The sequence below is a fragment of the Methylobacter arcticus genome (assembly GCF_050917435.1).
Lineage (GTDB): Bacteria > Pseudomonadota > Gammaproteobacteria > Methylococcales > Methylomonadaceae > Methylobacter_A > Methylobacter_A titanis.
The window spans coordinates 593,745-620,331 of record NZ_CP159583.1; the positions used below are offsets into that span (position 1 = coordinate 593,745).

A 26,587-nucleotide genomic window follows, 5' to 3' on the forward strand; every position below is an offset into this window, starting at 1 on the left:
TCTCAATCATTTAAGAGACAATACGTTCTGATGACTACCCCGGACAGGATTGAACATGTCGCCGACTACATTGAAAACTGAATCCAACTCTACGATAACCATTCCCAGAGGCTACCGGGAAATTCCGTTCAACTACACGTCTGCGGACGATTGGCAGGTCGTGTCGTTCCTGCTGGGGACGGAGATAGCCCTGATTCTGGAGGAATTGCGCGACCGGCGCGTCACCGGGCGCTCCGCCCGCTTGCTGATGCGTTTTTTCGGGGAGATCCTGATTTACCGCCGCAATCCTTACCTGTTTCAGGAGCTGGTCAGCTCGGCCGGCAGACGCAAGCGCATGTTCGAAAATGCCGAAAAGCACTTGGGCATCATCGAACAGAATATCGGCGACGAAGCCCGAGTGCATAAGGTGCTGGTCGCGTCGCGCCAACTGCTGGACGATTTTCGCAACGACGTCGAAAAAGTGCCCGGATTGCGCCGCCGGATGAAAAGGGAGCTGGGCGCTGTGACGGGCGTCAGTAACGTATTGTTCGATCCGTTCACGCTGGTTTCCCATGCTACCGATGCGACCGACTGGCGCTTGTATCTGCCGGTGGCGGTGGTGATGCCTGAGAAGGAGGCGCAACTGTCGCCGCTGCTCACAGCCATCGCCAAAATGGGACTCAAAGCGGTGCCGCGCGGCGGCGGTACCGGGCTAACCGGCGGCGCAGTTCCGTTGCGGCCGGACTGCGTGGTGATCAACACCGAAAAGCTTGACCGCATTCGCGGCACGCGGGACATGGCATTCAAGCTTTGGGATGGGCAGACCGCCACGGCACAGGTGCTTGAAGTTGAAGTCGGCGTCATCACCGAAAAAGCCCATCAATACGCCGGCAGCCGGGGCTTGGTGTTTGCCACCGATCCCACCAGCGCCTGGGCGTCCTCGATAGGCGGCAATATAGCCGAAAACGCCGGCGGCAAGTGCGCGGTGCGCTGGGGCACCTGCATCGACAACCTGATTTCCTGGCGGATGGCGATGCCCGGCGGCAAGCGTTGGGAAGTGCGCAGAACCGACCATCAGTTGCGTAAAATCCTGCCGGAAGATAACGTGACTTTCGAAGTAGCGGACATGACCAGCGGCGAGTCGATCAAAACCATTGTTTTAAAAGGCAGCGAGATCAGGAAGAAAGGCCTGTGGAAAGACATCACCAACAAGGCCTTGGGCGGCGTTCCGGGCCTGCAAAAGGAAGGCACCGACGGCATCATCACCTCGGCGGAATTCATCCTTTATCCGAAATTCGAAGCCACGCGCACGATTTGCCTGGAGTTTTTCGGTCAGGACATGGAAGAAGCCAGCCGCGTGATTGTCGAGCTGTCCAAGGCGTTTCCGTTTCCCGATCAAGGCGAAGATACGCTGGTGGCGCTGGAGCATTTCGATGACGAGTATGTGCGGGCTATCGACTATCAGGTCAAATCGACCCGGTTCAAAACACCCAAAGCCGTGCTGCTAATCGATGTTGCGGGGCATACTGAAGATCAGACGCAACGCGGTATCGACAAGATACGCGCGATTCTGGACCAGTATCCGAACAGCGAACTTTTTGAAGCCCACGATGCGGCCGAGGCCGAGCGGTACTGGGCGGATCGCAAGAAATTCGGCGCGATTGCGAGGCGCACCAATGCCTTTAAGCTGAACGAGGATGTCGTGATCCCGCTGGAAACGCTGGCCGAATTTGCCCGCTTTATCGATGAGGTCAACATAGAAGAAGAGCGTTATGCGCAGATAAAATTCCTGGACCGGGCGGCCGCATTATTTCGCGAACCGCCGGTTGAAGACAATGCCGATTCATTTTTAGCCAGAGCCGGTGTTGCGCTGGAGCTTTATGCGAACGCCAAAAACGGGCTGCCTACCGCCGACGAAAAGACTTTGCGCAGCCTGTCGATCATCAAAAAGTTCAAAAAGGACTTCGCCGAACTGGCGCGCGGCTTCCCCAAAATTATCGCCGCCGTGAACCTTGCCCATCAGGAAGTGCGCGACCGGCGCATCGTGCTGGCGACGCATATGCATGCCGGGGACGGCAACGTGCATGTCAACTTGCCGGTGCTGTCCAACGACCGGGACATGCTGGAGCGCTCGGGCGAAGTCATCGATCAGGTCATGTTCAAAGTGCTCGAACTGGGCGGCGTGGTTTCCGGCGAGCACGGCATCGGCGTCACCAAACTCAAATACCTGGAACCGGAGCGCATCGCGGCGTTAAGCGCTTATCGCCGCGAAGTCGACCCAACCGGGCTGATGAACCCCGGCAAGCTCGAAGATTTCGCCGTGCTGGAACATATCTTCACGCCGTCGTTCAATCTGCTGGGGCTGGAAGCGCGCATCCTCCGTCACGGCCAGCTGGAAGAGCTGGCGAACAAAATCGCCCATTGCGTGCGCTGCGGAAAATGCAAACCCGATTGCGGCGTGTTCCATCCGGCGGACAGCCTGTTTTATCATCCGCGCAACAAGAACCTGGCGATCGGCGCGATTATCGAAGCCTTGCTGTTCGACGCGCAGCGCGAATATTCGACAAAATTCGAACTGCTGCAATGGCTGGAAGAAGTGTCCGATCATTGCACGACCTGTCACAAATGCGCCAAGCCTTGTCCGGTCGACATCGATTCCGCCGACGTATCGGTACTGGAACGCCGAATTCTGGCCGATTGGGGTTATAAGCACACGGCAGCGGCGACCAAGATGACGCTGCGCTATCTGCACAGCGACTCTCCGACCTTCAATAAGGTTTTCCGCTTCGGCGTGCTTCGGGCCGGTTTTGCAGGTCAGCAGCTGGGCGCGGTATTAGCCAAGCCGCTGCAACCGAAAAAAGGCCCGTCAAAACATTACCCCTTGCAATTACTGAGCTCGCCGATGCCGACCGTGCCGGCACTTACGTTGCGCGATTTGCTGCCCAACTGCAAGGAAGACCAGGTTTTGGTGTTTGAGCCCGATCAGGAAGCCGAACGCACCGTGTTCTATTTTCCCGGCTGCGGTTCCGAGCGCATGGTGTCCGACATATCGATGGCGGCCATTCATGTGCTGATGGGCTTGAAAACCCGCGTGGTGTTACCGCCGCCGTTCTTGTGCTGCGGGTTTCCGGCCTATGCCAACGGCCAGGCCGAAATGCATTCGCAAAACGGCTTGCGCGTGACCATCCTGCTGAATCAAATCCGGGACATGTTCACCCATCTGGAGTTCGACGGCTGCGTGGTGACCTGCGGAACCTGCCGCGAGGGCTTGAACGAGATGGAAGCGGCCAAGTTGTTCGGCGGAAGGCTGGTCGATATAACCCGCTATGCGCTGGAGCGGGACTTGCAATTGGCAAGCACCGGCAGCGAGTCTTATCTGTATCACGCGCCGTGCCATGACTCGCTGGACGGCAAGGCGCTGGACGTGCTCGATCAGCTCGGCGGATTCGGTAGCGTTCAGGCCGTACCCAATTGCTGTTCAGAGGCGGGCACGCTGTCCTTGTCCCGTCCCGACATCTCCGCCGCGATGCTGCATCGCAAGCGCGAATCGTTGGCGGAAGCTATGCCTGAAAAGGGCAGGGCCACCATCCTGACCAACTGCCCGTCCTGTATGCAGGGCTTGGGGCGGAACAAGGGCATGGGCGTTGACCCGCAGCATCTTGCGGTTGCGTTGGCTGAAAAGTTGTCAGGAAAATCCTGGTTGAAGCAGTTTAAGGTGCAGGCCGGCAAGGCTAAGGCGTTTAATTTTTGAGGTGACTTATTGGGCTATAATGCAGAAAATATGCATATAAGATGAAATTAAGATATATTAATAGGCGAAATAAACTATTCAACTACGGTATTTCTGCATGTTAATCGAGTTCTCTGTCAGCAATTATCGTTCTTTTCGCGAAAAGCAAACCTTTTCTATGGTTGCAGCGCCTAGATTGAAGAAAGGCGATAACGTATTTAAGCCTGTTGTTAAAGGCGAAAAAATTCCCGACTTGCTAAAAGTTGCTGCTATTTATGGCCCAAATGCATCGGGCAAGAGCAACCTAATAAAAGCACTTGGCATTGTTAGCGACACCGCTAAACGCCAACCCAGCGCACAACATATAGCTCTTCCTGTTTCCCCATTCCGTTTCGACCCGCAACTAGCCGACCAACCGAGCCGCGTTGAACTGCACTTTATTTATGCCGAACAGCGCTATGAGTTTGAGCTGGCTTTAACCCAAGATCGAATTATCGAAGAACGTCTGCTTGTTTTTCCGAAAGGTAAAGAAACGCTCTTATACGAACGTCGTCACTTGGCTTCCGGCGACGAATATACCTTTGGATCACAGCTGGAAGGTGGCAAAGATTTGCATGAGCTCTGGAAAAAAACCACCGGGCCGCAGGTGTTGTTTCTTGCGCAAGCCGTAGCAAATAGTAGTGAGGATTTAAATCAATTGAGGCACCCGTTGAAATGGTTGCAGTCTGGATTTTTAGTCGTTTCTGGAAATATGGATGGGTGGGCAAATAGTAGCCAAGAGCTTGCAGAAAAGTATCCTTCCTGCGCTAACGAGATTTCATCATTTCTACAAGATGTGGATGTTCCTGTCACAAATATTCGTGTCGACCAATTAGCGTCTAATTCAGCGGGTTTACTGCAATCAATTGACTCAAAACCAAAAAGTAGAACAATATTGACGCATCGAACAGCTTTGGGAGAAGCCGAGTTTGATTTCCAGGAAGAATCGGAAGGAACCAAAAATTTAATCGGATTTTGGCTACCTTGGGGCGTTCGTTCTCTATCAAGCTTCACCAAAGAAAACCGCATCCTAGTAGTAGACGAACTGGACAGTAGTTTACATCCTGAGATTGTTGCCTCTTTGGTGGCAAAACACATTAAATCCGACTCCCCCGCCCAGCTTATCTTTACCACACACGACACCCATTTGATGGATGCCAAGCTATTGCGCCGCGACCAGTTCTGGCTTACCGAGCGCGACGCCAACGGCGCAACGCAATTACGCTCTATCCATGATTTTGAGGGGCGTGAAAGCGAAGACTTGGAAAAGCGCTATTACGAAGGCCGCTACCGTGGTCTTCCCTTTGTGCGCAAAGGCTGAACATGGCGCGTGATTCTAATTCTCTCAAACGTCAAAAACCTAAATTTAAACCTCAGCCGAAAGTATTAGTCATTTGCGAAGACAGTAAATCAGGAAAACGCTATTTGGAAGATGCAAGCTTGCATTTTCGGGTCAACGTATTGGTGGAAATTACCCATTGCGGAAATACCGATCCAAAGGGAATCGTTACTGAAGCAATCAGCCGCCAAGGAAAATTCGATCGTGTCTTTTGCGCGATCGACCGGGACACTCATGAAACCTTTGACGAGGCGCTGAACTTAGTTAGGGACTCCAAAAAAGTCGAAATTATTGCTTCTTATCCATGCTTCGAGTTCTGGCTGTTGCTGCACTTCGGCTACAATCGCAAACCTTATGCGGCGGCAGGCAATCACTCGGCAGCAGATTTACTTATTAAAGATTTGCGGACTAATTCCGGCATGGAAAAATATGATAAAGGCAAGGTTTTGGGCATCTTTCAATTACTGCTAAATCGGCTTGCCGAGGCGCGCCGAATAGCGCCCATAGTTCTTGCCGAAGCCATAGCAAGCGAGCAAATGAATCCCAGTACCAGATTGCACGAGCAGCTCGATTTCTTTGAAGAGCTATCTTCGCCCCGGAAAGCCGCTCCTACTCCATAAGACAATAATTATGCTGATTTCCAAGCTCCACGTGGGAGTTCGGTTGTGAAATCTCCTCGCGGTCTCTCCGCTTAGACTCCATTCAAATCCACCCAAGCCGCTTGCAAGCGCCATAAACAAGGTACACGCCAAGACCGCAAACAAAAAGCCCGAAGATCAGACGGAGCTGCGGCCCCGCCATTTGGTTTGCGAAGTAGGCGCCAATCCACGAGCCGATGAACATGGTCGCGGCCAGAATGACGGCCGCCTTAATATCGACGTTTCCGTGCCGGTAATATTCGAATGCCGCGGCGAGACCGACGGGCGGGAGCAGCAACGCAAGGGTCGTTCCGGTCGCCATGTGCTGGGAGAAACCGGCCCAATATATAAGCGCGGGTACGATGATGATGCCTCCGCCGATGCCGAAGAAGCCCGCGGCAATGCCGCCGACAATACCGATAATCACGAATATGAACCATGGCGGCATTTGAGTTCTCCTTTCGAATAAGGTCGAGTACAAAAATTCTTGAGGCCGTCCAACATAATATAGACAACATCGCTTGTCCCAATAATCAGCTGAACATTCCGTAACTGACTGCCGGGCTGAAATAAAATCTTTGAACTAGTGCAACTGCATTTTTTACGATAATTCGGTTGTTGTTCGGCTGCCAAGCGCAGACTTTTTGCAAGCTCACAATGGCTCACTGTCTTTAGCGATAAGCGTTATCGGCTTAAGATGATTCCCGGTAGAAATGACTAGGCCATTCCTGCCGGGGGAGTTTATTCTCAGGAATTACTCAATGCCTGTAGCGGGTCGGTATATTTTAAGCCGAACGCTTCCGCCACGGCGGGATACGTTACGGCCCCGCGATAGGTATTGAGTCCGCATTGCAACGCCGGATTTTTACGCACGGCGTCCAGGCCTTCGTTTGCCAAATGCAAGGCATAGTCGGCCGTCTGGTTGTTCAGCGCAAAAGTACTGGTGCGCGGCACAGCGCCCGGCATGTTGGCGACGCAATAATGCACCACGCCGTCGATTTCATAGGTCGGCTGGCTATGAGTCGTAGGGCGCGTGGTCTCTACGCAGCCGCCCTGATCGACGGCCACGTCAACGATCACCGAGCCTTTGCGCATGGTCGGCAGCATGTTGCGGGTAATCAGCCAGGGAGCTCGTCCGCCGGGGATTAAAATCGCGCCGATGACCAGATCGGCGGTGTCGATGACCTCTTCGATAGTCGATTCATTGCTGATACGCGTTTGCAGTTGACCGCGGTAAATGTCATCCAGATATTTCAGGCGTGCATGGCTGATGTCCAGCACCGTGACTTGCGCGCCCAAGCCGACGGCGACCCGCGCGGCGTTGGTACCGACGATGCCGCCGCCCAGAATCACGACATTGGCGGGAGCCACGCCCGGCACGCCGCCTATTAAGACACCGCGACCGCCATGCGACTTTTGTAAATAGATTGCCCCCACTTGAGTCGCCATACGTCCTGCGACTTCACTCATCGGTATCAATAAAGGCAAACTGCCGTCTTCGGTTTGTACGGTCTCGTAAGCGATACCGGTGGTTCCGCTGGCCAACAGGGCGTCAGTCAGCGCTTTATCCGAAGCCAAATGCAGATAGGTGAACAGCAACAAGTCCTGACGCAGATAGCGATATTCCGATGCAATCGGCTCTTTTACCTTGACCACCATGTCAGCCGCCCAGGCATCTTCTGCATGGGCAACGATTTGAGCGCCGGCAGACTGATATTCTTCATCCGAAAGCGAGCTGCCTTCCCCCGCGCCGCTTTGTACCAGCACCCGATGACCCCGGCGCGTTAACGCCTTGACTGAACCTGGCGTCAGACTGACTCGATTCTCGTTGTCCTTAATTTCTTTGGGTAGTCCGATTAGCATGGGTTGACTCCTGATGAGCGGAATGTAATACGCGGTAATAACAGTCTTGCAGGTCGAATTTACCCGCAGCGCCTAAGAGCGTAGCATAATCCGAGGTGATTTTTTTAATTACAGCTTAGTGCGATTGTCCGGTTGAATAAAGCGACATTATTAGATACTTATATCGACTAAATAGATGGCACATGCAACTTTTTGATAAAAGTTGCATGTGCCTTGACAGGGCCTGACAAGGTAAAGTATTTTAAAAGCCAGCAAGCTGACCGGATAACCGGAAGCCGGTGTCTTGTGGCTTACCGGTTTTTTTTGGGCCAAAATCTAGGTAATGGCCGGTATTGTAGGTCGGGTTGACATCGCGTAACCTGACCGGAAAAGTTGCAAAATATCGCGTTACCCTACATCCATTAAGAGCCGGGTTATTTCTATGCACCTATTATTACCTGAACGCAGTCAGACGCCATTAAGCGACGATCAACATCGTTGTCTCCAGCAATTCATGGCCGCTTTATCGCCGGAGCAAGTTGCCTGGGTTGGGGGGTATTTGTCCGGGTTGGTTGCCAACAAGCTACCATCCGTCCCAAGCGCCGACGATATTGCCGATATTACCATTCTGGTCGGCTCGCAAACCGGCAACAGTGAAGCGTTGGCCGAACAAATGCACAGGTTGGCCGCCGGTCGCGGATTAAAAGCGGTCATCAAAAAAATGGGCGATTATAAGCTTCCGCAATTGAAGGCCGAGAAGAACCTTCTGGTCATTGTCAGCACTTACGGCGAAGGCGAACCGCCTGACAATGCCAGGGAATTGGTCGAGTATTTATCCAGCAAGCGCGCTCCGTCACTCAAGCACCTGCAGTTTGCCGTGCTGGGCTTGGGCGATTCCGGTTATGAGTTTTTTTGCAAAACCGGCGTTGATTTCGATCGCCGCCTGGAAGCGTTGGGGGCAACGCGGATCCATCCCAGGGTTGATTGCGATGTGGACTACGAGTCTAATGCCGAAGCCTGGATGGATGCGGTGTTAACTGAACTGTCCACCCGGCTGGACATAAAGCCCCAAGCGGCAGGACTGTCGTCGCCGTCTGTTGCAAGCACATCCGCCTATTCGCGCAAGCATCCGTTTCCTGCGGTATTGCTGGAAAATATCGTGCTGAACGGGCGAGGCTCGATCAAGGAAACTCATCATCTGGAATTGTCGCTGGAAGGTTCCGGCCTGACTTACGAACCGGGCGATGTGCTCGGTGTTTATCCGAGCAATGCCCCCGACGTGATCGATGCCCTGTTGCAGACCCTGCACTTTGGCGGTACTGAATGGATTATGCTTAATGGCAAGGACGGCTTTCTTTATGACGCGTTGTTTAGTCATTATGAAATCACCGCCATTACCCGGCCTATGGTGCAAAAATACGCCTTGTTGGCGAACAACCGCAAGCTGGATCAGTTGCTGGGCGACAAGCATAAACTGAACGACTATCTGCGTGGCCGTGAAATTATTGACCTGGTAACGGATTTCCCCGTTGAGCACCTGTCGCCGCAGGCCTTTGTCGATTGCCTGCGCAAACTACCGCCGCGATTGTACTCGATTGCGTCCAGCCTGAAACAGCATCCCGACGAGGTGCATATCACCGTGGCTGCGGTGCGTTACCACTCGCACGGTCGGAATCGTAAAGGGGTTGGTTCGACGTTTCTGGCCGAGCGCATTGACGAGGATGCGACCATTTCTGTTTATATCGATCACAACACTAATTTCAAGCTTCCGGTTGATTCTTCCACGCCGATTATAATGATCGGCCCCGGCACCGGCATCGCGCCTTTCCGCGCTTTTGTCGAAGAGCGCGAAGCGGTGGGCGCGACCGGTAAAAACTGGCTGTTTTTCGGCGACCAGCATTTCGAGACCGATTTTCTGTATCAGGCCGAATGGCAGCGTTACCTGAAAAACGGGGTATTGACCCGCATGAATGTCGCCTTTTCCCGCGATCAGGAACAGAAAATCTATGTTCAGCATTTGCTGGCGGAGCACGGCAAGGAATTGTATGCGTGGTTGCAGGAGGGCGCTCATCTGTACGTCTGCGGCGACGAAAAACGGATGGCGCACGACGTGCATGCGGCGCTGCTGAACATTGTGGCGACTGAAATCGGTTTGGACAATGCGCAAGATTATCTAGCGAATCTGCAAAAGGCAAAACGCTATCAACGCGATGTGTATTAACGGTGAGGGTTAAAACGATGACCGAACTAACTGCGGAAGAATTGGCAAAACGGGCTGAAGTCGAGCGGATCAAGGATGCGAGCAATTACCTGCGCGGCACGCTGGTCAAAAGCCTGCAAGACCCGCTGACCGGCGCATTGGCCGAGGACGACACCCAGCTGTCCAAGTATCACGGCATTTACCAGCAGGACGACCGCGACGTGCGGGACGAGCGCCGCAGGCAAAAGCTGGAGCCTCGCTACCAGTTTCTGGTGCGTATTCGCGTACCGGGCGGGGTGTGTACAGCGATGCAATGGCTGGAAGTGGACCGCATCGCCAACACTTGGTGCAACCCTGCCATCCGGCTGACCTCAAGGCAGGCTTTCCAGCTGCACGGCATTGTCAAGCGCGACCTGAAAAAAACCATTGCGGAAATCAACGCCGCCTTGATGGATACCATTGCCGCGTGCGGAGACGTGAACCGCAATGTCATGTGCAATCCCAATCCGTACCAATCGCGGCTGCATGCGGAAGTCTACGAATATGCCCGCCGCCTCAGTGAGCATTTGACGCCCCGAACAACCGCCTACCATGAAATCTGGCTGGACGAGGAACTGTTATCCTCGACTCGGCAGGATGAAGAGCCGATCTACGGTAAGCATTACCTGCCGCGCAAATTCAAGATAGCGCTAGCCATTCCGCCGAGCAATGATGTCGATCTATTTGCCAACGATCTCGGCTTTATCGCGATCGCCGAGGATAATCATCTGCTCGGGTTTAACGTCACCGTCGGCGGCGGACTGAGCATGACCCACGGCGACACGGAAACCTATCCGCGCCTAGCCGACGTGATCGGCTATTGCCCCAAGCACAAGACGCTGCAAGTCGCCGAGGAAATCGTCAAAATTCAGCGCGATTTCGGCGATCGAACCCAGCGCAAACACGCGCGCTTTAAATACACCATCGAGGACCGGGGCCTCGACTGGTTAAGGTTCGAGCTCAACCGGCGCTTGGGATGGGCTATGGAGCCGCCCAAACCTTTCGTATTCGAACATTCCGGCGACCGCTACGGCTGGGTCGAAGGGGCTAACGATGCCTGGCATCACACTTTGTTTATCCCGAACGGTCGCATACTCGACACCGAGGATTACCCGATGATGACCGGGCTGCGCGAGATTGCCAACGTGCATGACGGCGATTTCAGGCTCACCGCCAACCAGAATTTGATTATCGGGCAGGTTAGCAGCAAACGGAAACCGGTCATCGACGCCCTGCTGGAAAAATACCGGCTGGCTAATACTTATGACCAGACCGGGCTGCGCCTGAATTCGATGGCTTGCGTGGCTTTTCCGACCTGCGGTCTGTCCATGGCCGAAAGCGAGCGTTACTTGCCGTCGCTGCTCGACAAGCTCGATGCGATCATCAAACAGGCCGGGCTTGAACACGACCCGATCCTGATCCGCATGACCGGCTGCCCGAACGGCTGCGCGCGTTCATCGCTGGCGGAAATCGGTTTTATCGGCAAAGCGCCGGGCAAGTACAACCTGTATTTGGGCGCGGGTTTTTACGGCCAACGCCTGAATAAACTGTACCGCGAGAATATCAACGAGGAACAGATTCTTGCCGAACTAAGTCCTATTATTCAGCGGTATGCCCAAGAGCGGGAACCGGGCGAACGCTTCGGCGATTTTGTGATCAAGGCCGGTTATGTCAAGGAAGTGCTGGCGGGCAAAGATTTCCACTCATAAGCATGCCGCGCCAGCTGAGTTATTTACATGGCAACGCATTTACCCCTATTGACATCCTCTGCATGACGTCGGTTAAGTTGATGAAAAATCAAAGGACTAGCCATAGGCGCTGGCTCCGGAATCACTTGATTCCGACAAAAATACGGGGGCTAATGATCGTTCATAATAACTACCCTGCACCAGATCAAAACCGGTATTGCGGGCCAGGGAATCAGATCTCTTTTCATCAATATGTTGCAGAATACTTTGCCCGCCTGTATTGGTCACCAAGGCTTTCAATTGGTGTAGCTTTGCCGGTAAGGTATTGTCACGTACATTATCCAGATATCGCGCTGATAAGCTGACATAATCGGGGGATAATTTTTGAATGAATTCAAATGTTTGACTTTCTTTAGCAACGGAATCGAATTTAAGTCCAATTTGATAACCTCGATGTCGATAGTTTTCCAAGCCCTCAATCAGTACTTGATGATAACGTATATATTGGCTGTTTACGGCCAGTATGATAACGATATTTTTAGTTTCCAATCCGCACTGCGTAATGACTTCTTGAAAATAAGCGCCGTGATCCTGTTTCACGCCAAGTATATGGCGTGGATCTACCTCCAAAAAAAGCAGGTCGTGCAAATGCGTTAACGGTAAAAAATTTAGCATGTGCACGGTGCGGGATAAGCGGTCAAAATTAATGATAGATTCAAATTCATTGGTTTGGAGTGAATGATGAGGCAACAGGTTTTCAATTTCGCTTGAATACAGATGCTGAACTTCATAAGTGGACACTTTGATTTTGGCGGTATGTCCAATGATCGCCGCAGGTTTTAAGGTCTGTCGTAGCGGCGAAAAACTGCTGTCTATCCGAACCGGGCCGAACAGGCCGCTTATTTTCCCCTGTTCCAGAATAAAGGGCCTAAAACTGGAGCGATGCTCCTGCCCGAAGCGGTCATTGAAATATTCAACTAAATTTTGTAATGGCATAACCTTATTCCTTACCTCTAATAAAAACGCGTGATCATCAGCGGGTTTCCGCTTATGCCATTCTCTCCCGGCGAAAAAAAAGCGGGTCGGAACCCGCTCAAAAAACATCCTTGTATAGTAAGGAGGACGGACTTAAAAAGCTTTATCGTTTTGATGAGATTGGAAATAGTGTAGTGCGATTTTTGTTATTAATATAATGATATTATTCGATGTTTATATCGAATAAATTGATATATAGGCGGTATTTTTCATTCAGCCAACAAAGCGGTTAAGGGCCAAAAGGATCAACTTCATTGAAGATGATAACCGGTGGGTGCTTTATTACGCTTTCCGCGTTTAGTGACATTGCATTCGTCAAGAGCGCTGAACGACAATGATACCGCTGCAACGCCTATACGGCGTCAAGACAACCGTCGCGTTAGGCTGTGGCAAATGTTGCGGTCAGAAAAGTTTAAAGGGGAATTCCGCATGAGGACGATTAAGAACGAGCAAGAGGTGAGTGTGTCTCTTGCTCGCCTGAGGATTATTAACTTTTTCCGGGCAACATGCCGACCGAACCGGGTTTGATGCGTTTGCAAGTGACAACCATATCTTCCAGATGACACTGGCTTTTGCCTTGATTAGCGCCAGCGCATGGTGTGCAGGCCGCTTTACCTTCATCCTTCACTTTTTCAACATGCCAGCCGTAACCTTGCGATTGGCAAAATGTTTTGCTGTATCTTTTAATGTTATAGGCTTTTGATGCGGTTGCAATGGCTTGAGATTCTACGTCACATACCGCAGAGGGCAGTGTATTAGCCATAAGATCCCGGTAAATATATTCTGTTGCTAACGTTGTTCCGGAAAAAAAAGCTAATGCCGCCGATAGGCAGATCAAATTAAGTTTCATGGTGCTCTCCTGATTAGTATTTTACGCGGTGTGTGCCCACGCTAAGGTTGATAACAATTATCGCCTATCTACAGGCAGGTTAATTAAAGCCTGCTGTCTCTTTATAATAGGGCGTCTTGTCACGAGGATAATGAACTTCAGTTCAATACTCGGATATTCATCTGGGCTGTTTCTTCTTCCAGCTGCTGTTTGATGGGAGCGAATTTGTCATCTTCGCTTTGCTTGACTACGGTGATAACTATCAATAAAGCAGCTATTGTACAACCCACATACAGCCAGAAATTGTCTTTTTTTTGTGCTATTGCGCTCATTTTTTTATACCTTTTGTTGTGTTAAATCATCAATGGACGTACCTAAGGTTGATATGAATACTATGCCTTTCATCAACGCAGGAACCGATTTCCACCTGAGGTTTATGCATCCTCTGGATAAACTACTTCACGTTGATATTTTGAGCGGTCAACAATCTTGGTGGCCAAGTTGGCACAAGCATGATGCATAAAATATCCTCTTTTTAGTATAGTAGCGGATCAATACTATAAAAGAATCTCAAGAATACTGTCAATTAATATCGATTCGATACGGGATGGGTTTGTTAAAACTGTTCTGCGAATCTGGTTCGCAATTGATGCACTTCGTTCCCGGTACAGTGCTAGGCTGTGCCTGTATTCGTCAGGTCATCCTATGACCCTAAAGCAAATTCTGCGACAATAAGATGTTATAATCTGCTTATAAATTATTGGGCTGATGCCTGCTATCACTATTTACTCATCAACGCATTTATGAACGAAACAACAGTATTCAAACCTTGTGATCTGGTTATCTTTGGCGCTTTAGGCGATTTATCCCGCCGTAAGTTGCTTATTTCTCTGTATCGACTTGAAAAAGCTAATTTGCTTGAAGCTGATACTCGTATCATTGGCATAGATAGGCATGAGGGCGATAATTCAGGGTTCATCGAGATTATCCATGAAAGTTTGCAAGAGTTTTTAAATGAAATAATCGATGAAAAAATCTGGGCGAGGTTTTCGACAAGACTTGCTTATCTGAAAATAGATTTAACCCAGATGGATCAATACCCGCTGTTGAATGCCCTTATTGATGGGCAATCCAGGGTCATGGTGAACTATTTTGCCGTTGCCCCTTCCTTGTTTACCAATATTTGTCAGGGACTGTCTAAGTGCGGGGTTTTGAATGAAGAATCGCGCATGGTGATGGAAAAGCCGATAGGCCATGATCTTAAATCTTCAAAAGATATTAATGATGCGGTTGCCGAGGTGTTCAACGAAAAACAGGTCTATCGTATCGATCATTATCTGGGTAAAGAAACGGTACTTAATTTATTAGCATTGCGTTTTGCCAATGCCATTTTTACTACCAACTGGGATCACAATACCATTGACCATGTTCAAATTACCGTCGCTGAAGAAGTCGGTATTGAAGGGCGCTGGGATTATTTTGACAAGACCGGTCAGTTGCGTGACATGCTGCAAAATCATTTGTTGCAGATTCTGACTTTTGTAGCGATGGAGCCGCCGGTCAATCTGGAAGCGCAAAGCATACGCGATGAAAAAATAAAGGTTCTTGCCGCGCTTCGGCCGATTACCAAGGAAAATGTCGAGCTAAAAACCGTTCGTGGGCTGTACTCGGCGGGGGAGATCAACGGCAAGCCGGTGCCTGGCTATCTTGAAGAAGTCGGCGCTAATACGGAAAGTACCACAGAGAGCTTTGTCGCGTTGAAAGTGGCTATTGATAACTGGCGTTGGGCCGGGGTGCCGTTTTATCTGCGCACGGGTAAACGGATGTCCTATAAGCGCACTGAAATTGTCATTAAGTTCAAGCGGTTGCCGCATAACATCTTTAAAGAAAGCTTTGAAGATCTGCCGTCTAATAAGCTGATCATTCACTTGCAGCCGAATGAAGGCATAGAAATTCAGATGCTGAACAAAATTCCGGGTATCGATGAAAATATTAAGCTGCAAAAAACCAAGCTGGATTTAAGTTTTTCTGACACCTTCAAAAACAGCAAGATTTTCGGCGGTTATGAGAAGTTGGTGCTTGAAGCGATGCGGGGCAACCCCACCTTATTTCTTAGCCGCGAAGAGATTGAGCAAGCTTGGGCCTGGATCGATTCCATACAGGATGCCTGGGCGCATGCCGATGTTGCACCGAAACCCTATCCGGCCGGAACATGGGGGCCTGAGGCCGCTGACGAATTAATCGCCAGAGACGAAAGAGTCTGGGAAGAATGAAATAGATAACAAGCTGGGATAGCTATCGGCTATTGCCGCTGTCCATCCTGCCGCAACGATTAACTATAGACAGAAGGAACAACTATGCATCCCGTATTAGAACAAGTGACTAACGAAATTATTGAGCGCAGTCGTGAAACGCGTGCTGCCTACTTGGCGCGTATTGATGCGGCGGCTAAAAAAGAGCCGCATCGTGCCGAGCTTGCTTGCGGCAATCTGGCTCATGCCTTTGCCGCTTGCGGAGCCGGTGAAAAAAGCGATTTAACGGGTTATAAAAAAGCCAATATTGCGATTGTCTCTTCTTATAATGACATGCTGTCGGCGCATGAGCCGTTTAAGGACGCACCGGCGCTGATCAAGGCCGCCATTAAGGAAGTCGGCGGCGTTGCCCAGTTTGCCGGCGGCGTGCCGGCTATGTGCGATGGCGTCACTCAAGGTCGTCCCGGTATGGAACTGTCGTTATTTAGCCGTGATGTGATTGCCATGGCTACGGCCGTGGCTTTAAGTCATAACATGTTTGACGGTGCATTGTACTTGGGCGTCTGTGACAAGATTGTGCCCGGACTGCTGATCGGCGCGTTGAGTTTCGGCCATTTGCCCGCCGTGTTCGTGCCAGCCGGTCCTATGCCTAGCGGCCTGCCCAACAAAGAAAAAGTGCGCATCCGCCAGCTTTACGCCGAGGGTAAAATCGGCCGTAAAGAATTGCTGGAGTCCGAGTCCGCGTCCTATCACAGTGCGGGTACCTGTACGTTTTACGGCACAGCAAACAGCAACCAGATGATGGTTGAGATTATGGGCCTGCATCTGCCGGGTAGTTCGTTCATCAACCCTTATACGCCATTGCGCGATGAACTGACCAAAGCCGCAGCCAGACAGGTTTTAAAATTTACTGCGTTGGGCGATGATTTCCGTCCGATTGGACATGCGATCGACGAAAAAGCGATTGTGAATGCCATTGTCGGCTTATTGGCAACGGGCGGTTCCACCAATCACACCATCCATCTGGTCGCCATTGCACGTGCAGCGGGCATCATTATTAACTGGGATGATTTTGATAATCTTTCCAGAGCCATACCGTTTTTAACTCGTATTTATCCGAACGGTCATGCAGACATCAATCACTTCCAGGCCGCCGGCGGCATGGGTGTATTGATTGCCGAACTGTTAAAGAATGGCCTGTTGCATGAGGATATTCTGACGGTTGCAGACCAACGCGGCATGAAGAATTATGTACAAGAACCAAAATTGATTGACGGCAAATTAACCTGGGTGCCTTGCCCTGAAGCGTCTTTGGACGCGAAAGTTATCAGTACGGTCGCCAAACCCTTTGCAACCGGTGGCGGCTTGCATGTTATGCACGGTAATTTGGGACGCGGGGTGTCCAAAGTTTCCGCTGTGGCAGAAATACACCAGATCGTTGAGGCGCCTGCGATGGTATTTGATGATCAGGACGATGTGGTTGCGGCCTTTAAGCGTGGCGAAATGGAGAAAGATGTTATTGTGGTGCTCCGCTTCCAGGGGCCGAAATCCAACGGTATGCCCGAACTGCACAAATTGACGCCGCCTTTGGGCGTGTTGCAGGATAGAGGCTTCAAGGTCGGGTTGGTCACGGATGGACGCATGTCCGGCGCTTCGGGTAAAGTTCCCTCAGCTATCCACATGTGTCCCGAGTGTGAAGAGGGCGGTCCGTTAACGAAAGTGCGCACCGGCGACATCATCCATCTGAACACCCAAACCGGCGAGGTCAATGTACTGGTAGACGCGGATGAGTTTAATGCCCGCATTCCGGCAGCGAATAGCGCCAAAGGCCATCATTTCGGCATGGGCCGTGAGTTGTTTGGCGGTTTCCGTCTGGGTGCATCTTCCGCTGAAACCGGCGCCACCAACCTGTTTGTCGCCGATTAATAACTATAAAAATTTGGTAAAACAATGACTAAAAATAACTGGAAAATTCAACCTAACATTATTTTAAATACTTGCCCGGTGATGCCTGTAATGGTCATCCAGAATTTAGAGGATGCTGTTCCTCTGGCCAAAGCTTTGGTTGCTGGCGGCATCAAAGTGTTGGAAATTACGTTACGCACGCCGATAGCACTTGATGCGATCAGGCTTATCAGTCAGGAAGTCGAAGGCGCCATCGTCGGTGCGGGCACCATTACTACGCCCGAACAATTGAAAGCAGCAGAACAGGCCGGTGCCGTTTTTGCGATTAGTCCCGGATTAACGCCGAAGCTTCTAGCCGCTGCTCAGGCCGGAAATATAGCGTTGATTCCGGGCATAGCCACCTTGTCGGAACTGATGTTAGGCATGGAGTATGGACTGGATCATTTTAAATTCTTCCCTGCCGAAGCGGCGGGTGGCATACCCATGCTAAAATCTATTTCCGGGCCTGTTCCTGGCGTGACTTTTTGCCCGACAGGCGGTATTTCGCCGGAAAATTACAACAGTTACTTGCAGTTAAGCAATGTTGCCTGCGTTGGCGGGTCATGGCTGGTGCCAGCAGATGTGATAAAATCGAAAAATTGGGCTAAGGTGACTGAACTGGCAAAACAGACCCTAGACAGGGCTGTTTCGGCTTGATTGCATGCTTTACGCCACTAGCTAAATAGATGAATGATGTTTTGGGGGCTGTTATTGTATAAGCAAGTTCCCTTTAGAATACTAGCGAAGATCAATTGCACAAAAGGCCGGCTAAATCTCGTAACTTAATGATTTAGCTATCCTTTTTATGCCGCTACAGACTATGTTTCAACACCGAGAAAACCTATGACTAAACTGCGCAGTGTTACCTTAAATGAGAAAGCTCAGTCTTTATGTGAGCTGCCGATTTTATCTGGAGCTACGGGGCCCGATGTAGTAGATATTCAAACTTTGTACCAACAGACCGGTATGTTTACCTATGACCCCGGGTTTACCTCCACGGCCAGTTGCAGTTCAGCGATAACCTATATAGATGGCGAGAAAGGCATACTGCTTTATCGCGGTTACCCTATCGAGCAACTTGCAGAACATTGTACTTTTTTGGAGGTTTGTTATCTGCTGTTGAATGGCGAATTAGCCGACACCGATGAAATACAGAAGTTCGAAGACACCATAACCCTGCACACGATGGTGCACGATCAACTGACTAACTTTTTTAAAGGATTCCGTCGCGATGCACACCCGATGGCCATTATGGTGGGTGTTGTTGGTGCATTGTCATCGTTTTATCATGACGCGCTGGACATTAAATCTAAGAAAGATCGTGACCTGAGCGCCATTCGCCTGATCGCCAAAGTACCGACCATCGTGGCGATGTGTCATAAGTACAGCACCGGCTTACCGTTTATGTATCCGCAAAATAAGCTAAATTACGTTGAAAACTTTATGCGGATGATGCTGGGTACGCCTTGTGACGAGTTCTCGCCTAATCCTGTCTTGGTCAGAGCGTTGGACAGAATTTTGATCCTGCATGCCGATCATGAACAAAATGCTTCGACTTCAACCGTGCGCTTAGCCGGTTCCAGTGGCGCCAATCCCTATGCCTGTATTACTGCCGGGATTGCCTGCCTTTGGGGAGCAGCCCATGGCGGTGCTAATGAGGCTGTACTCAATATGCTGGAGGAGATTGGCGATGTTTCCAACATTACTACCTTTATAAACAAGGCCAAGGACAAAAGCGATCCGTTCAGGCTGATGGGTTTTGGTCATCGGGTTTATAAAAACTATGACCCGCGTGCCAAGTTAATGCGTGACACCTGTCATGAAGTACTCACGGAATTAGGTCTGCATGATGATAAAATATTCAAATTAGCGCTGGAGTTGGAGCGCATCGCCCTTGAAGATGAATACTTCGTCGAGAAAAAACTTTACCCGAACGTCGATTATTATTCCGGCATTGTGCTGCATGCATTAGGCATACCCAGTAACATGTTTACCGCGATGTTCGCTATGGGCCGAACCGTGGGCTGGATTGCTCATTGGGATGAAATGATAGCCGATCCTGAGCAAAGAATAGGGCGTCCAAGGCAGCTTTACACCGGCGCAACAAAACGTGATATTCTGCCGCAGCACATTAAACGGGCTTAGTGCTCGTAAAGTTAGCCCTTATTAATGGGTAATGCCGCGAACGACTGCATGCAGAAGTAAGTAACTGTTTTTGCGGTCGTTCGTCGTTTTAATTATTTGCTGAAGGGCATCTAAAAATTGAATTGATAAACGCTGAAATGTGTTGAATTTCTTCAATGCAAAGACTGTGTTCCATAATGTAATCATGCCATTCGATATTGTAATCCATCGATTTTAGCGTATCGAATGCGGCTTTGCCGGACTCGACTGCAACGACGGGGTCTATGATGCCGTGAGCCATAAATATCGGTGTAGCCTTATTGACGGCTGAATGTTCGGTTTTTAATTGTTCAATTGTCGGCAAATAAGTCGACAGCGCAACAATTCCGGCCAATTGATGCGGGTACTTTAAGCCGGTATGAAGCGCAATCACGCCTCCCTGGGAAAACCCGGCCAGTAAAATATGTGTTGATGGGATACCCTTGTCAATTTCCTGCTGGATCAATGGTTCAATCAAGTTGGCTGATTGATAGATACCGTCAATATCGACTTTGCGCTCCAGCGACATCTCCAAAATGTCGTACCAGGAGCGCATCGACATGCCTCCGTTGATGGTGACAGCCTGGATCGGCGCATTGGGAAAGATGAAATGGATATTGGCTTTCGCGGTTAACAGCAGTTCGGGAATCAGTCCTTCAAAATCATGACCATCGGCGCCTAATCCATGTAACCATATGACGGAATATAGGTGCTCGGATTCAGGCTGTATTTCGATGGTGTTAAGTTGTCCGGAATTCATAAATTCTCCAAAATAGTAATCAATGCAAGGGATTGCCGTTAAATTTCGGCAGATCAGGGTTCATAGTGTCCCATGGCTGGGCATCTGCAACCCAAATATCTTTTTTTGGCTGAAAAATACCGGGATCATCAAGCGTTGCGGCGGCGACTGTTCTTATGTTGGTAAAGGTGCTGTTCCTGCCAAACAACGAGGTTCCGCATTTCGGGCAAAAAGCACGATAAACGGTATTGCCGCTTGCCGCAACTGTGGCATATTCTTTATAGTTACCGGTTATGGTAAGCGCTGAGCTTGGAACAAATAGGCCGGCAAAATAGGGGGCGCCAATCGCTTTTTGACAGGTTCGACAATGGCAGTTGAAACCACTGATAGGTTTAGTCGATATTTTATATCTGACCGCACCGCAAAGACAGCCGCCGGTAATGGGTAGTTTCATGTTTTTCTCCTTCGACTGCACGGACAGATATTTGCTCTCCTGTAATTGCAGGGGAGATTTGCCGGAAAATCTTAGTGCAATAGGGCGAATATAGCTAAGTTTTAGTAAACAACACAGGGTCATAAACAATGTGGGATGATCTTATTTTAATCGCTTTATTGCTGGGTGCATATCTGTACTGGTTTAACGGGCAGCAGGTCAAGGAGATTGCACTTAAAGCAGTCAGGGCGCATTGCTCGAATCTGGATGTCCAAATGCTGGATGAGTATGTTGCGCTAAACAGCATCCGGCTGGCCAGAGACCAAACCGGGAAGATGCGTGTGCGACGGGCATTTTTGTTTGAGTTTTCTTCAACCGGGAATGAACGCTATAACGGAGCTTGTATTATGCTCGGGCGGCGAGTCAAATCCATTCATATGGAGCCGTACCGGTTTGACGAGGAATTTTAAAAAATAATTTTGTGGAGGATCAAATGAGTCAGTGTTCAGTCTGTGGTCATGAACGTAACGATAGTGATATTAAGTGTCCGGAATGTGGCCATTTTTACTCAAAAATTGCCGAGATTATTGCCGAACAGGAAGCACAGGAGGAAATGCAAACATTTCGTGGGCGATGTAAAAGAATCTTTAACGCGGAGGATAGTAAGCTCGCATTATTGACCGAGTTGAAGCTGATGAGGGAGGGACTGACTAAGAAAGGCCTATTTGCGCTTTTTGTGATTTTCGTGTTTGTGTTTGCTTTGGTTGCTTCTGTTTTGTAGTCATCATTAAGCGATGACGTGCGCCATACGCTAAGCTGTTAGCTTTCCACAAACAGCTTAAGGATGGCGCAGGGTCTACGCTAACCTATCTTTCCAATAGATCGAGTTTGCCTTCTTTCCCGTTCCAATCATCCGCATCAGGTAAAGGCGGTTTTACACCGGTAATAATAGGCCATTGTTTGGCCAGTTCAGCATTTAATGCGATGAAAACTTCCTGTCCTTCAGGCAATTCATCTTCGGCAAAAATTGCGTTGGCGGGGCATTCAGGTTCGCATAACGTGCAATCGATGCACTCATCTGGATCAATAACCAGAAAGTTAGGGCCTTCATGAAAGCAATCTACAGGACATACATCTACACAGTCAGTAAATTTGCATTTAATACAGTTTTCGGTGACTACAAAAGTCATAATTATTACCCGGAAAGTTGATTTCTAATTTAAGGCGTTATTCTAGCAGAAAGCATGGGATGATTGAATGCCGAGTTTGTTAAACACATCATTTAGCCGGGTTTGCTGTGATACCGAGGCAAGTAATGGCATCGTCAATAGAGGCTCATTTAGTCTTCGCGCCATTCTGAATAAGGATGTATTGCAAGATTGTTATTGTAATAACGTAAATCCCCGGTGACTTCCAGGCCTAGCCAGTCAGGTTTGGAAAAAGATTGTCCTGTTTCGTCCAGTTCAATTTCAGCGACTATCAAGCCCTGATTGTCGCCTGCAAACTCATCTATTTCCCAAAGATGATTATCATCAGTGACGAAATGACGGGCTTTTTCGATTAATGGTTTTCTGCAAAGATGCATTAATATTTCGTTTGCATCAGTCATTGGAATTTCATATTCATATTCATGCCGGTGAGTGCCGACAGTCGCCGTTTTGATATTCAGCCAGGCGTGATCATTGCTGATGCGCACCCTGATTGAGCTGGTTGCCTGAGAGCTTAAATAGCCTTGCCGATATTCTACCGAATGGCTAACGTATTTGCGCCAGTCATCATTGGCGAGCAAAAATTTATGTTCTATTTCTATAGCCATGAGTAGATGTCTTTAGTATGAGTTACCCTTCAGCTTGCGTAGCCAGACTAACCGGATTAATGGAAAAAATGATCGTCATCGGCAACTATGTCGTCATTATAGTCGTCCAGCGACAATGATTCTCCGGGAATTGTTTTTTCTTCCATTGCCCATTCTCCCAAATCAATCAATTTACACCGTTCGGAGCAGAAAGGTTTGGAGACTTGTTCAGGAGTCCAGGGTACAGAGCATCCGCAGTTAGGACACTTTACAATCAGTGTTTTATTGGATGTCGACATTAGAAGAGGCAGCGGGTCAGATAAAAAGGAATATCGTCAGGACTTTGTGTTGGGCGTTTATTGTCGGTAGACGGCACCATGAACCGGATGGTGCAGCGGTGTTTGCCGCCACTGATTTCTGCAAAGCAATGTATGGATTTATCCAGGCTGACGTTAAGCAGCTGGTGGAGCTGGTGAGGTTGGTGGGCGTCCAGCGAAAATTGAAAAAAACCGGCTTCAGCGATCTCATGAGTAGGGGCGCTGCAATGACGAATAAAATTAAGAATCAGGTCAATTGCGATACGAATGTCATTAAATGGGCTGCTCCAGTGTTCCAGGTCTTTTAATCGAGTAGCTTCATCCTGCTCAAGCCAGTAATGGAATTCGGGTAAGTCGAAAGAACAGGTTCCTCCAGGGATGGAACTACGTTGAGCAATGCTCTGGAATAGGTCGCTTTCCATGACAAGGGTGCCGATTTTTCCGTTAGTGGCATAGAGGTTTTTACTGGTTTGATTTAATGTGCTAAGTAGTTCTTCCAGTTTTTGAGTGTCGACGCTTTGGTTATGGGCAATTTTATTGAGTACGTTGGCATGCCGATCCAGCTCTTTCAGTATTTCTGATTTGAGATCATTGCGTCTAAAAATAGTCATGATATCGAGCAGCACGCTGATTGCAGCGCGTTTATCGTTAACCGTATCACCCGTTAAAAAATGGCTGAATTGCAGGAAAAGTTGTTCTAGCCGTATAAAAACCCGGATGCGTTCATTGAGTGGGAATTCATAGGTAATCGTGGTATTCACAGACAAGTTAATCCTGGTAAGCGCTTAATGAAAGGTATAAATTGTGCAGTTTTTTTACCTGTTCTGCAAGTCTATAATCAGTATTCGAGTTATCAATCAGGTCGTCGGCGTTTGCTTTTCTGAATGCCCTGGACACCTGGCTGTCGATTATGGGCTGTATTCTTGCAATGGTCAGCTTATCTCGAATCGTAACGCGTTCAATTTGTGTCTCAATAGGGCAGTCGATAACCAGTATCCGGTCAACAAGATGCGTCATGCCGGTTTCGAATAATAATGGAATGCTGATTATGGAATACGGAGCAATGAGTTGTTCAAGTTCTGTTTGCAGGGTTTTGTAGATTAATGGATGAAGTATCGATTCAAGTTTTTGTTTCTGTTTGAGATCGGAAAAAACCAGTTCCCTGAGGTTTTTTCTATTCAACGAGTCATCTGGGTTGAGGATGGTGGGGCCAAATTCCTGTCGTATTTGAGCGAGTGCCGGCTGCCCTTTTTCGACCAGTCGATGGGCTATTTCATCAGCATCAAGCACCGGGATATTTAAAGCAGAAAAGATCCGGGCAACTGTCGATTTTCCACAGCCTATGCCGCCGGTTAATCCGACTTTCAACACGATTTTACAAACCTACAGTGGTCAAATAGAGTTGGTTAAGATCGTTTCCCCATAATAGTGCGATCCATCCTGCTGCTGCTAAATAAGGTCCAAAAGGGATGGGCACGTTATGATCGTGTTTGACAAAAATAATCATGCATAGACCGATGATTGCGCCGACCAGTGATGATAATAAAATAATAATCGGCAGGTACTGCCAGCCTAGCCAGGCACCGAATAAAGCCAGTAATTTGAAATCGCCATAGCCCATGCCTTCTTTGCCGGTTATCAGTTTAAACAGATGAAATACCGACCAAAGGGCTGCATAGCCGACAACAGTGCCGATGATGCTGGCGTGAGCATCAGTAAATACATCAAATAGACTCAGGCACAGACCCAGCCAAAGCACCGGTAGAGTGATGGAATCAGGCAGTAACTGGTGGTCAATATCAATAAAGATTAATGCAATCAACGACCAAGTCAGCAGCAGGGCGAAGGCGGCTTGAGGCGTGTAGCCAAAATGCCAGGCGACTATGAAAGATGTTATCGCGGTGAAAGCTTCTATGATCGGATAGCGTAGCGAAATGCGACAGCCGCATTGCGCACATTTTCCCCTTAAAAAAACATAGCTGATGACCGGGATGTTCTGGTAAGGCTTGATCGGCGTATTGCATTTTGGGCAGCGTGATAAAGGAAAAGCCAGGTTGAAAGTTTCTTCTTTTTCGGTTTGCGCCGTTTCCTGATTAAGTTGCAAGTATTCGGTACATTCCTTGCGCCATCCTTGTTGCATCATGATGGGTAATCGATAGATGACGACATTGAGAAAGCTGCCGACCAGCAAGCCGATAACACCGGCTAAAAGTGAGAATAAAGGGCTTATAGTTAAAAAGGTATTAAGCTGTTGCATCGGTGTTTTTTGAGGAGTAAGTGAAAGGCTAAAGGCTAAAGGCTCAAGATAAATTGTATTGGCGCCAGGGTTTTTTCGTCTTTCGCCTTGTACCTTTCGCCTGATTTTTTTTCAAATCGCCGCACCCATTTTAAATATCGGTAAATACATTGCGACAATCAGACCGCCGACTAAAATGCCCAGTATCACCATAATAATAGGTTCCATTAAGCTGCTTAAATTATCGACCAGGTTGTCGACTTCTTCGTCGAAAAAATCGGCAACTTTCAACAGCATGGAATCCATCGAGCCGGATTCCTCGCCGATAGCCACCATCTGTATCACCATGTTCGGCCAAAGATTGGACTGTTGCATCGCAAATTGAAGCCGTTGCCCCGTTGCTACTTCCTCGCGCATTTTTAACACGGCTTCTGAGTAGATAATATTGCCGCAGGCTCCGGCGACGGACTCCAACGCTTCGACCAAGGGTACCCCGGCTGCGGACATGGTTGCCAAGGTTCTGGCAAAACGCGCAACGGCAGACTTGTTTAAAATGAGGCCGACTACCGGTAATTTCAGCAGAGTTTTATCCAGAAAGTGATTAAATGCTTTGGAACGTTTTTTAAAATAGCCGAATACGTAAACGGCGCCAATAACAACGCCAACAACAACGTACCACCAAGCCTGCATCCATTCAGACATATGGACAACCATTTTAGTGAAGGCGGGCAGATCCGCACCAAAACTTTTAAACATATCGTCAAATACCGGCACCACAAAAATCAGCAGGATGGTGGTGACGATAAAAGCGACAACAATAACCGCGATCGGATAGGTCAGCGCCTTTTTGATCTTTTTCTTCATCGACTCGGTTTTTTCTTTGTAGGTAGCGATTTTATCCAGCAGCGTTTCCAATACCCCCGCCTGTTCGCCAGCTTCAACCAAGTTACAAAATAATTCATCAAAATACAGCGATTTTTTGTTTAGCGCTTCGGCCAAGGTGTCGCCGCCTTCAATATCGGCTTTGATGCCCATCAGCAGGGCTTCCATGCTAGCATTATCATGGCCTTTACCGACAATCTCGAACGACTGAACCAAAGGCACCCCCGCTTTAAGCATGGTGGCAAGCTGTCTGGCGAAAATGGCTATGTCGCCCGGCGTGATAGTTTGGATTTTTGCGCTGAATAACGGTTTGGGTTTTTTCTTGAGTTTAATGACGCGGTAGCCTTGTCGTCTTAGCTCCGTTTTCGCGGTGATTTCGCTTCTTGCAGAGATTATGCCACCGGTTTTCTTTTTGTTTTTGTCGGTTCCCGCCCAGACGAAATCTATTTGTTCAGTTTGCTGTGCCAT

The 26,587-nt window shown here is 49.2% G+C and carries 24 protein-coding genes and 1 pseudogene; 11 read left to right on the forward strand and 14 right to left on the reverse strand.

What is annotated here, in order from left to right:
* The first annotated feature begins 55 nt into the window (after positions 1–55).
* From ABXJ76_RS02935 to ABXJ76_RS02945, 3 genes are all read left to right on the forward strand, one after another.
* Positions 56–3,730 carry a DUF3683 domain-containing protein gene (locus ABXJ76_RS02935; protein WP_432743939.1) on the forward strand — a complete coding sequence of 1,225 codons (3,675 nt, stop codon included), beginning with the start codon at positions 56–58 and terminating at the stop codon, positions 3,728–3,730.
* A 97-nt stretch (positions 3,731–3,827) separates the two neighbouring features.
* Complete coding sequence (locus tag ABXJ76_RS02940; RefSeq protein WP_432743941.1) at positions 3,828–5,069, forward strand: AAA family ATPase; 1,242 nt, start codon at positions 3,828–3,830, stop codon at positions 5,067–5,069.
* Positions 5,070–5,071: 2 nt separating this feature from the next.
* Positions 5,072–5,707 carry an RloB family protein gene (locus tag ABXJ76_RS02945; protein ID WP_432743943.1) on the forward strand — a complete coding sequence of 212 codons (636 nt, stop codon included), beginning with the start codon at positions 5,072–5,074 and terminating at the stop codon, positions 5,705–5,707.
* Positions 5,708–5,789: 82 nt separating this feature from the next.
* On the opposite strand, the gene ABXJ76_RS02950 is transcribed toward ABXJ76_RS02945, so the two are convergent.
* The gene (locus tag ABXJ76_RS02950) at positions 5,790–6,173 is read right to left on the reverse strand and encodes a TSUP family transporter (protein WP_432743945.1); all 384 of its coding nucleotides are present in this window, start codon (positions 6,171–6,173) and stop codon (positions 5,790–5,792) included.
* Positions 6,174–6,472: 299 nt separating this feature from the next.
* Positions 6,473–7,588 carry an alanine dehydrogenase gene (gene ald / locus ABXJ76_RS02955; RefSeq protein WP_432743947.1) on the reverse strand — a complete coding sequence of 372 codons (1,116 nt, stop codon included), beginning with the start codon at positions 7,586–7,588 and terminating at the stop codon, positions 6,473–6,475.
* Positions 7,589–8,009: 421 nt separating this feature from the next.
* Between ald and ABXJ76_RS02960 the strand changes: the two genes are divergently transcribed.
* Both ABXJ76_RS02960 and cysI read left to right on the forward strand, forming a co-directional pair.
* Complete coding sequence (locus tag ABXJ76_RS02960) at positions 8,010–9,788, forward strand: assimilatory sulfite reductase (NADPH) flavoprotein subunit (protein WP_432743949.1); 1,779 nt, start codon at positions 8,010–8,012, stop codon at positions 9,786–9,788.
* A gap of 17 nt (positions 9,789–9,805) precedes the next feature.
* Entirely contained in the window at positions 9,806–11,515 is a 1,710-nt protein-coding gene (cysI, locus tag ABXJ76_RS02965; RefSeq protein ID WP_432743951.1) for an assimilatory sulfite reductase (NADPH) hemoprotein subunit, read from the forward strand.
* 96 nt (positions 11,516–11,611) lie between these two features.
* On the opposite strand, the gene ABXJ76_RS02970 is transcribed toward cysI, so the two are convergent.
* From ABXJ76_RS02970 to ABXJ76_RS02980, 3 genes are all read right to left on the reverse strand, one after another.
* Positions 11,612–12,490 (reverse strand): EAL domain-containing protein, encoded by an 879-nt coding sequence (locus ABXJ76_RS02970; RefSeq protein ID WP_432743953.1) that lies wholly within the window; start codon positions 12,488–12,490, stop codon positions 11,612–11,614.
* A 526-nt stretch (positions 12,491–13,016) separates the two neighbouring features.
* Positions 13,017–13,379, reverse strand: a complete 363-nt coding sequence (locus ABXJ76_RS02975) for a hypothetical protein (RefSeq protein WP_432743955.1) — start codon at positions 13,377–13,379, stop codon at positions 13,017–13,019.
* A gap of 137 nt (positions 13,380–13,516) precedes the next feature.
* Positions 13,517–13,690 carry a hypothetical protein gene (locus tag ABXJ76_RS02980; protein ID WP_432743957.1) on the reverse strand — a complete coding sequence of 58 codons (174 nt, stop codon included), beginning with the start codon at positions 13,688–13,690 and terminating at the stop codon, positions 13,517–13,519.
* A 471-nt stretch (positions 13,691–14,161) separates the two neighbouring features.
* Here ABXJ76_RS02980 and zwf point away from each other — a divergent pair, with 471 nt between their 5' ends.
* From zwf to gltA, 4 genes are all read left to right on the forward strand, one after another.
* Positions 14,162–15,631 carry a glucose-6-phosphate dehydrogenase gene (zwf, locus tag ABXJ76_RS02985; RefSeq protein WP_432743959.1) on the forward strand — a complete coding sequence of 490 codons (1,470 nt, stop codon included), beginning with the start codon at positions 14,162–14,164 and terminating at the stop codon, positions 15,629–15,631.
* An 84-nt stretch (positions 15,632–15,715) separates the two neighbouring features.
* Positions 15,716–17,536 (forward strand): phosphogluconate dehydratase, encoded by a 1,821-nt coding sequence (gene edd / locus ABXJ76_RS02990; RefSeq protein WP_432743961.1) that lies wholly within the window; start codon positions 15,716–15,718, stop codon positions 17,534–17,536.
* A 24-nt stretch (positions 17,537–17,560) separates the two neighbouring features.
* Positions 17,561–18,211 carry a bifunctional 4-hydroxy-2-oxoglutarate aldolase/2-dehydro-3-deoxy-phosphogluconate aldolase gene (locus ABXJ76_RS02995; protein ID WP_432743962.1) on the forward strand — a complete coding sequence of 217 codons (651 nt, stop codon included), beginning with the start codon at positions 17,561–17,563 and terminating at the stop codon, positions 18,209–18,211.
* 186 nt (positions 18,212–18,397) lie between these two features.
* Positions 18,398–19,699 (forward strand): citrate synthase, encoded by a 1,302-nt coding sequence (gene gltA, locus ABXJ76_RS03000; protein ID WP_432743964.1) that lies wholly within the window; start codon positions 18,398–18,400, stop codon positions 19,697–19,699.
* A gap of 88 nt (positions 19,700–19,787) precedes the next feature.
* Here gltA and ABXJ76_RS03005 read toward each other — a convergent pair whose 3' ends face one another.
* Positions 19,788–20,477, reverse strand: coding sequence for an alpha/beta hydrolase (locus tag ABXJ76_RS03005; protein WP_432743966.1), 690 nt, complete (start codon positions 20,475–20,477; stop codon positions 19,788–19,790).
* A gap of 19 nt (positions 20,478–20,496) precedes the next feature.
* Complete coding sequence (locus tag ABXJ76_RS03010) at positions 20,497–20,910, reverse strand: GFA family protein (RefSeq protein ID WP_432743968.1); 414 nt, start codon at positions 20,908–20,910, stop codon at positions 20,497–20,499.
* A 128-nt stretch (positions 20,911–21,038) separates the two neighbouring features.
* Between ABXJ76_RS03010 and ABXJ76_RS03015 the strand changes: the two genes are divergently transcribed.
* Both ABXJ76_RS03015 and ABXJ76_RS03020 read left to right on the forward strand, forming a co-directional pair.
* A complete protein-coding gene (locus ABXJ76_RS03015; protein ID WP_432743970.1) occupies positions 21,039–21,359 on the forward strand; it encodes a DUF3301 domain-containing protein in 321 nt (106 codons plus the stop codon).
* Positions 21,360–21,382: 23 nt separating this feature from the next.
* On the forward strand, positions 21,383–21,670 hold the full coding sequence (locus tag ABXJ76_RS03020; protein ID WP_432743972.1) for a hypothetical protein: 288 nt from the start codon (positions 21,383–21,385) through the stop codon (positions 21,668–21,670).
* Between the two features lie 85 nt (positions 21,671–21,755).
* Here the strand turns inward: ABXJ76_RS03020 and fdxA are convergent, their stop codons facing one another.
* The 7 genes and pseudogenes from fdxA to ABXJ76_RS03055 form a co-directional block, all read right to left on the reverse strand.
* The gene (fdxA, locus tag ABXJ76_RS03025) at positions 21,756–22,079 is read right to left on the reverse strand and encodes a ferredoxin FdxA (protein ID WP_432743974.1); all 324 of its coding nucleotides are present in this window, start codon (positions 22,077–22,079) and stop codon (positions 21,756–21,758) included.
* A 149-nt stretch (positions 22,080–22,228) separates the two neighbouring features.
* Positions 22,229–22,705: a CYTH domain-containing protein gene (locus ABXJ76_RS03030; protein ID WP_432743976.1), complete on the reverse strand. Its 477-nt coding sequence runs from the start codon at positions 22,703–22,705 to the stop codon at positions 22,229–22,231.
* Positions 22,706–22,869: 164 nt separating this feature from the next.
* A pseudogene (yacG, locus tag ABXJ76_RS03035) lies at positions 22,870–22,983 on the reverse strand (DNA gyrase inhibitor YacG); the annotation flags it as partial.
* A complete protein-coding gene (gene zapD, locus ABXJ76_RS03040; protein ID WP_432743977.1) occupies positions 22,983–23,762 on the reverse strand; it encodes a cell division protein ZapD in 780 nt (259 codons plus the stop codon). The pseudogene yacG and the gene zapD, both read right to left, overlap by 1 nt.
* A gap of 7 nt (positions 23,763–23,769) precedes the next feature.
* Positions 23,770–24,372 (reverse strand): dephospho-CoA kinase, encoded by a 603-nt coding sequence (coaE, locus tag ABXJ76_RS03045; protein ID WP_432743979.1) that lies wholly within the window; start codon positions 24,370–24,372, stop codon positions 23,770–23,772.
* A gap of 4 nt (positions 24,373–24,376) precedes the next feature.
* On the reverse strand, positions 24,377–25,258 hold the full coding sequence (locus ABXJ76_RS03050; protein ID WP_432743981.1) for a prepilin peptidase: 882 nt from the start codon (positions 25,256–25,258) through the stop codon (positions 24,377–24,379).
* A 111-nt stretch (positions 25,259–25,369) separates the two neighbouring features.
* Positions 25,370–26,587 (reverse strand): type II secretion system F family protein, encoded by a 1,218-nt coding sequence (locus ABXJ76_RS03055; RefSeq protein WP_432743983.1) that lies wholly within the window; start codon positions 26,585–26,587, stop codon positions 25,370–25,372.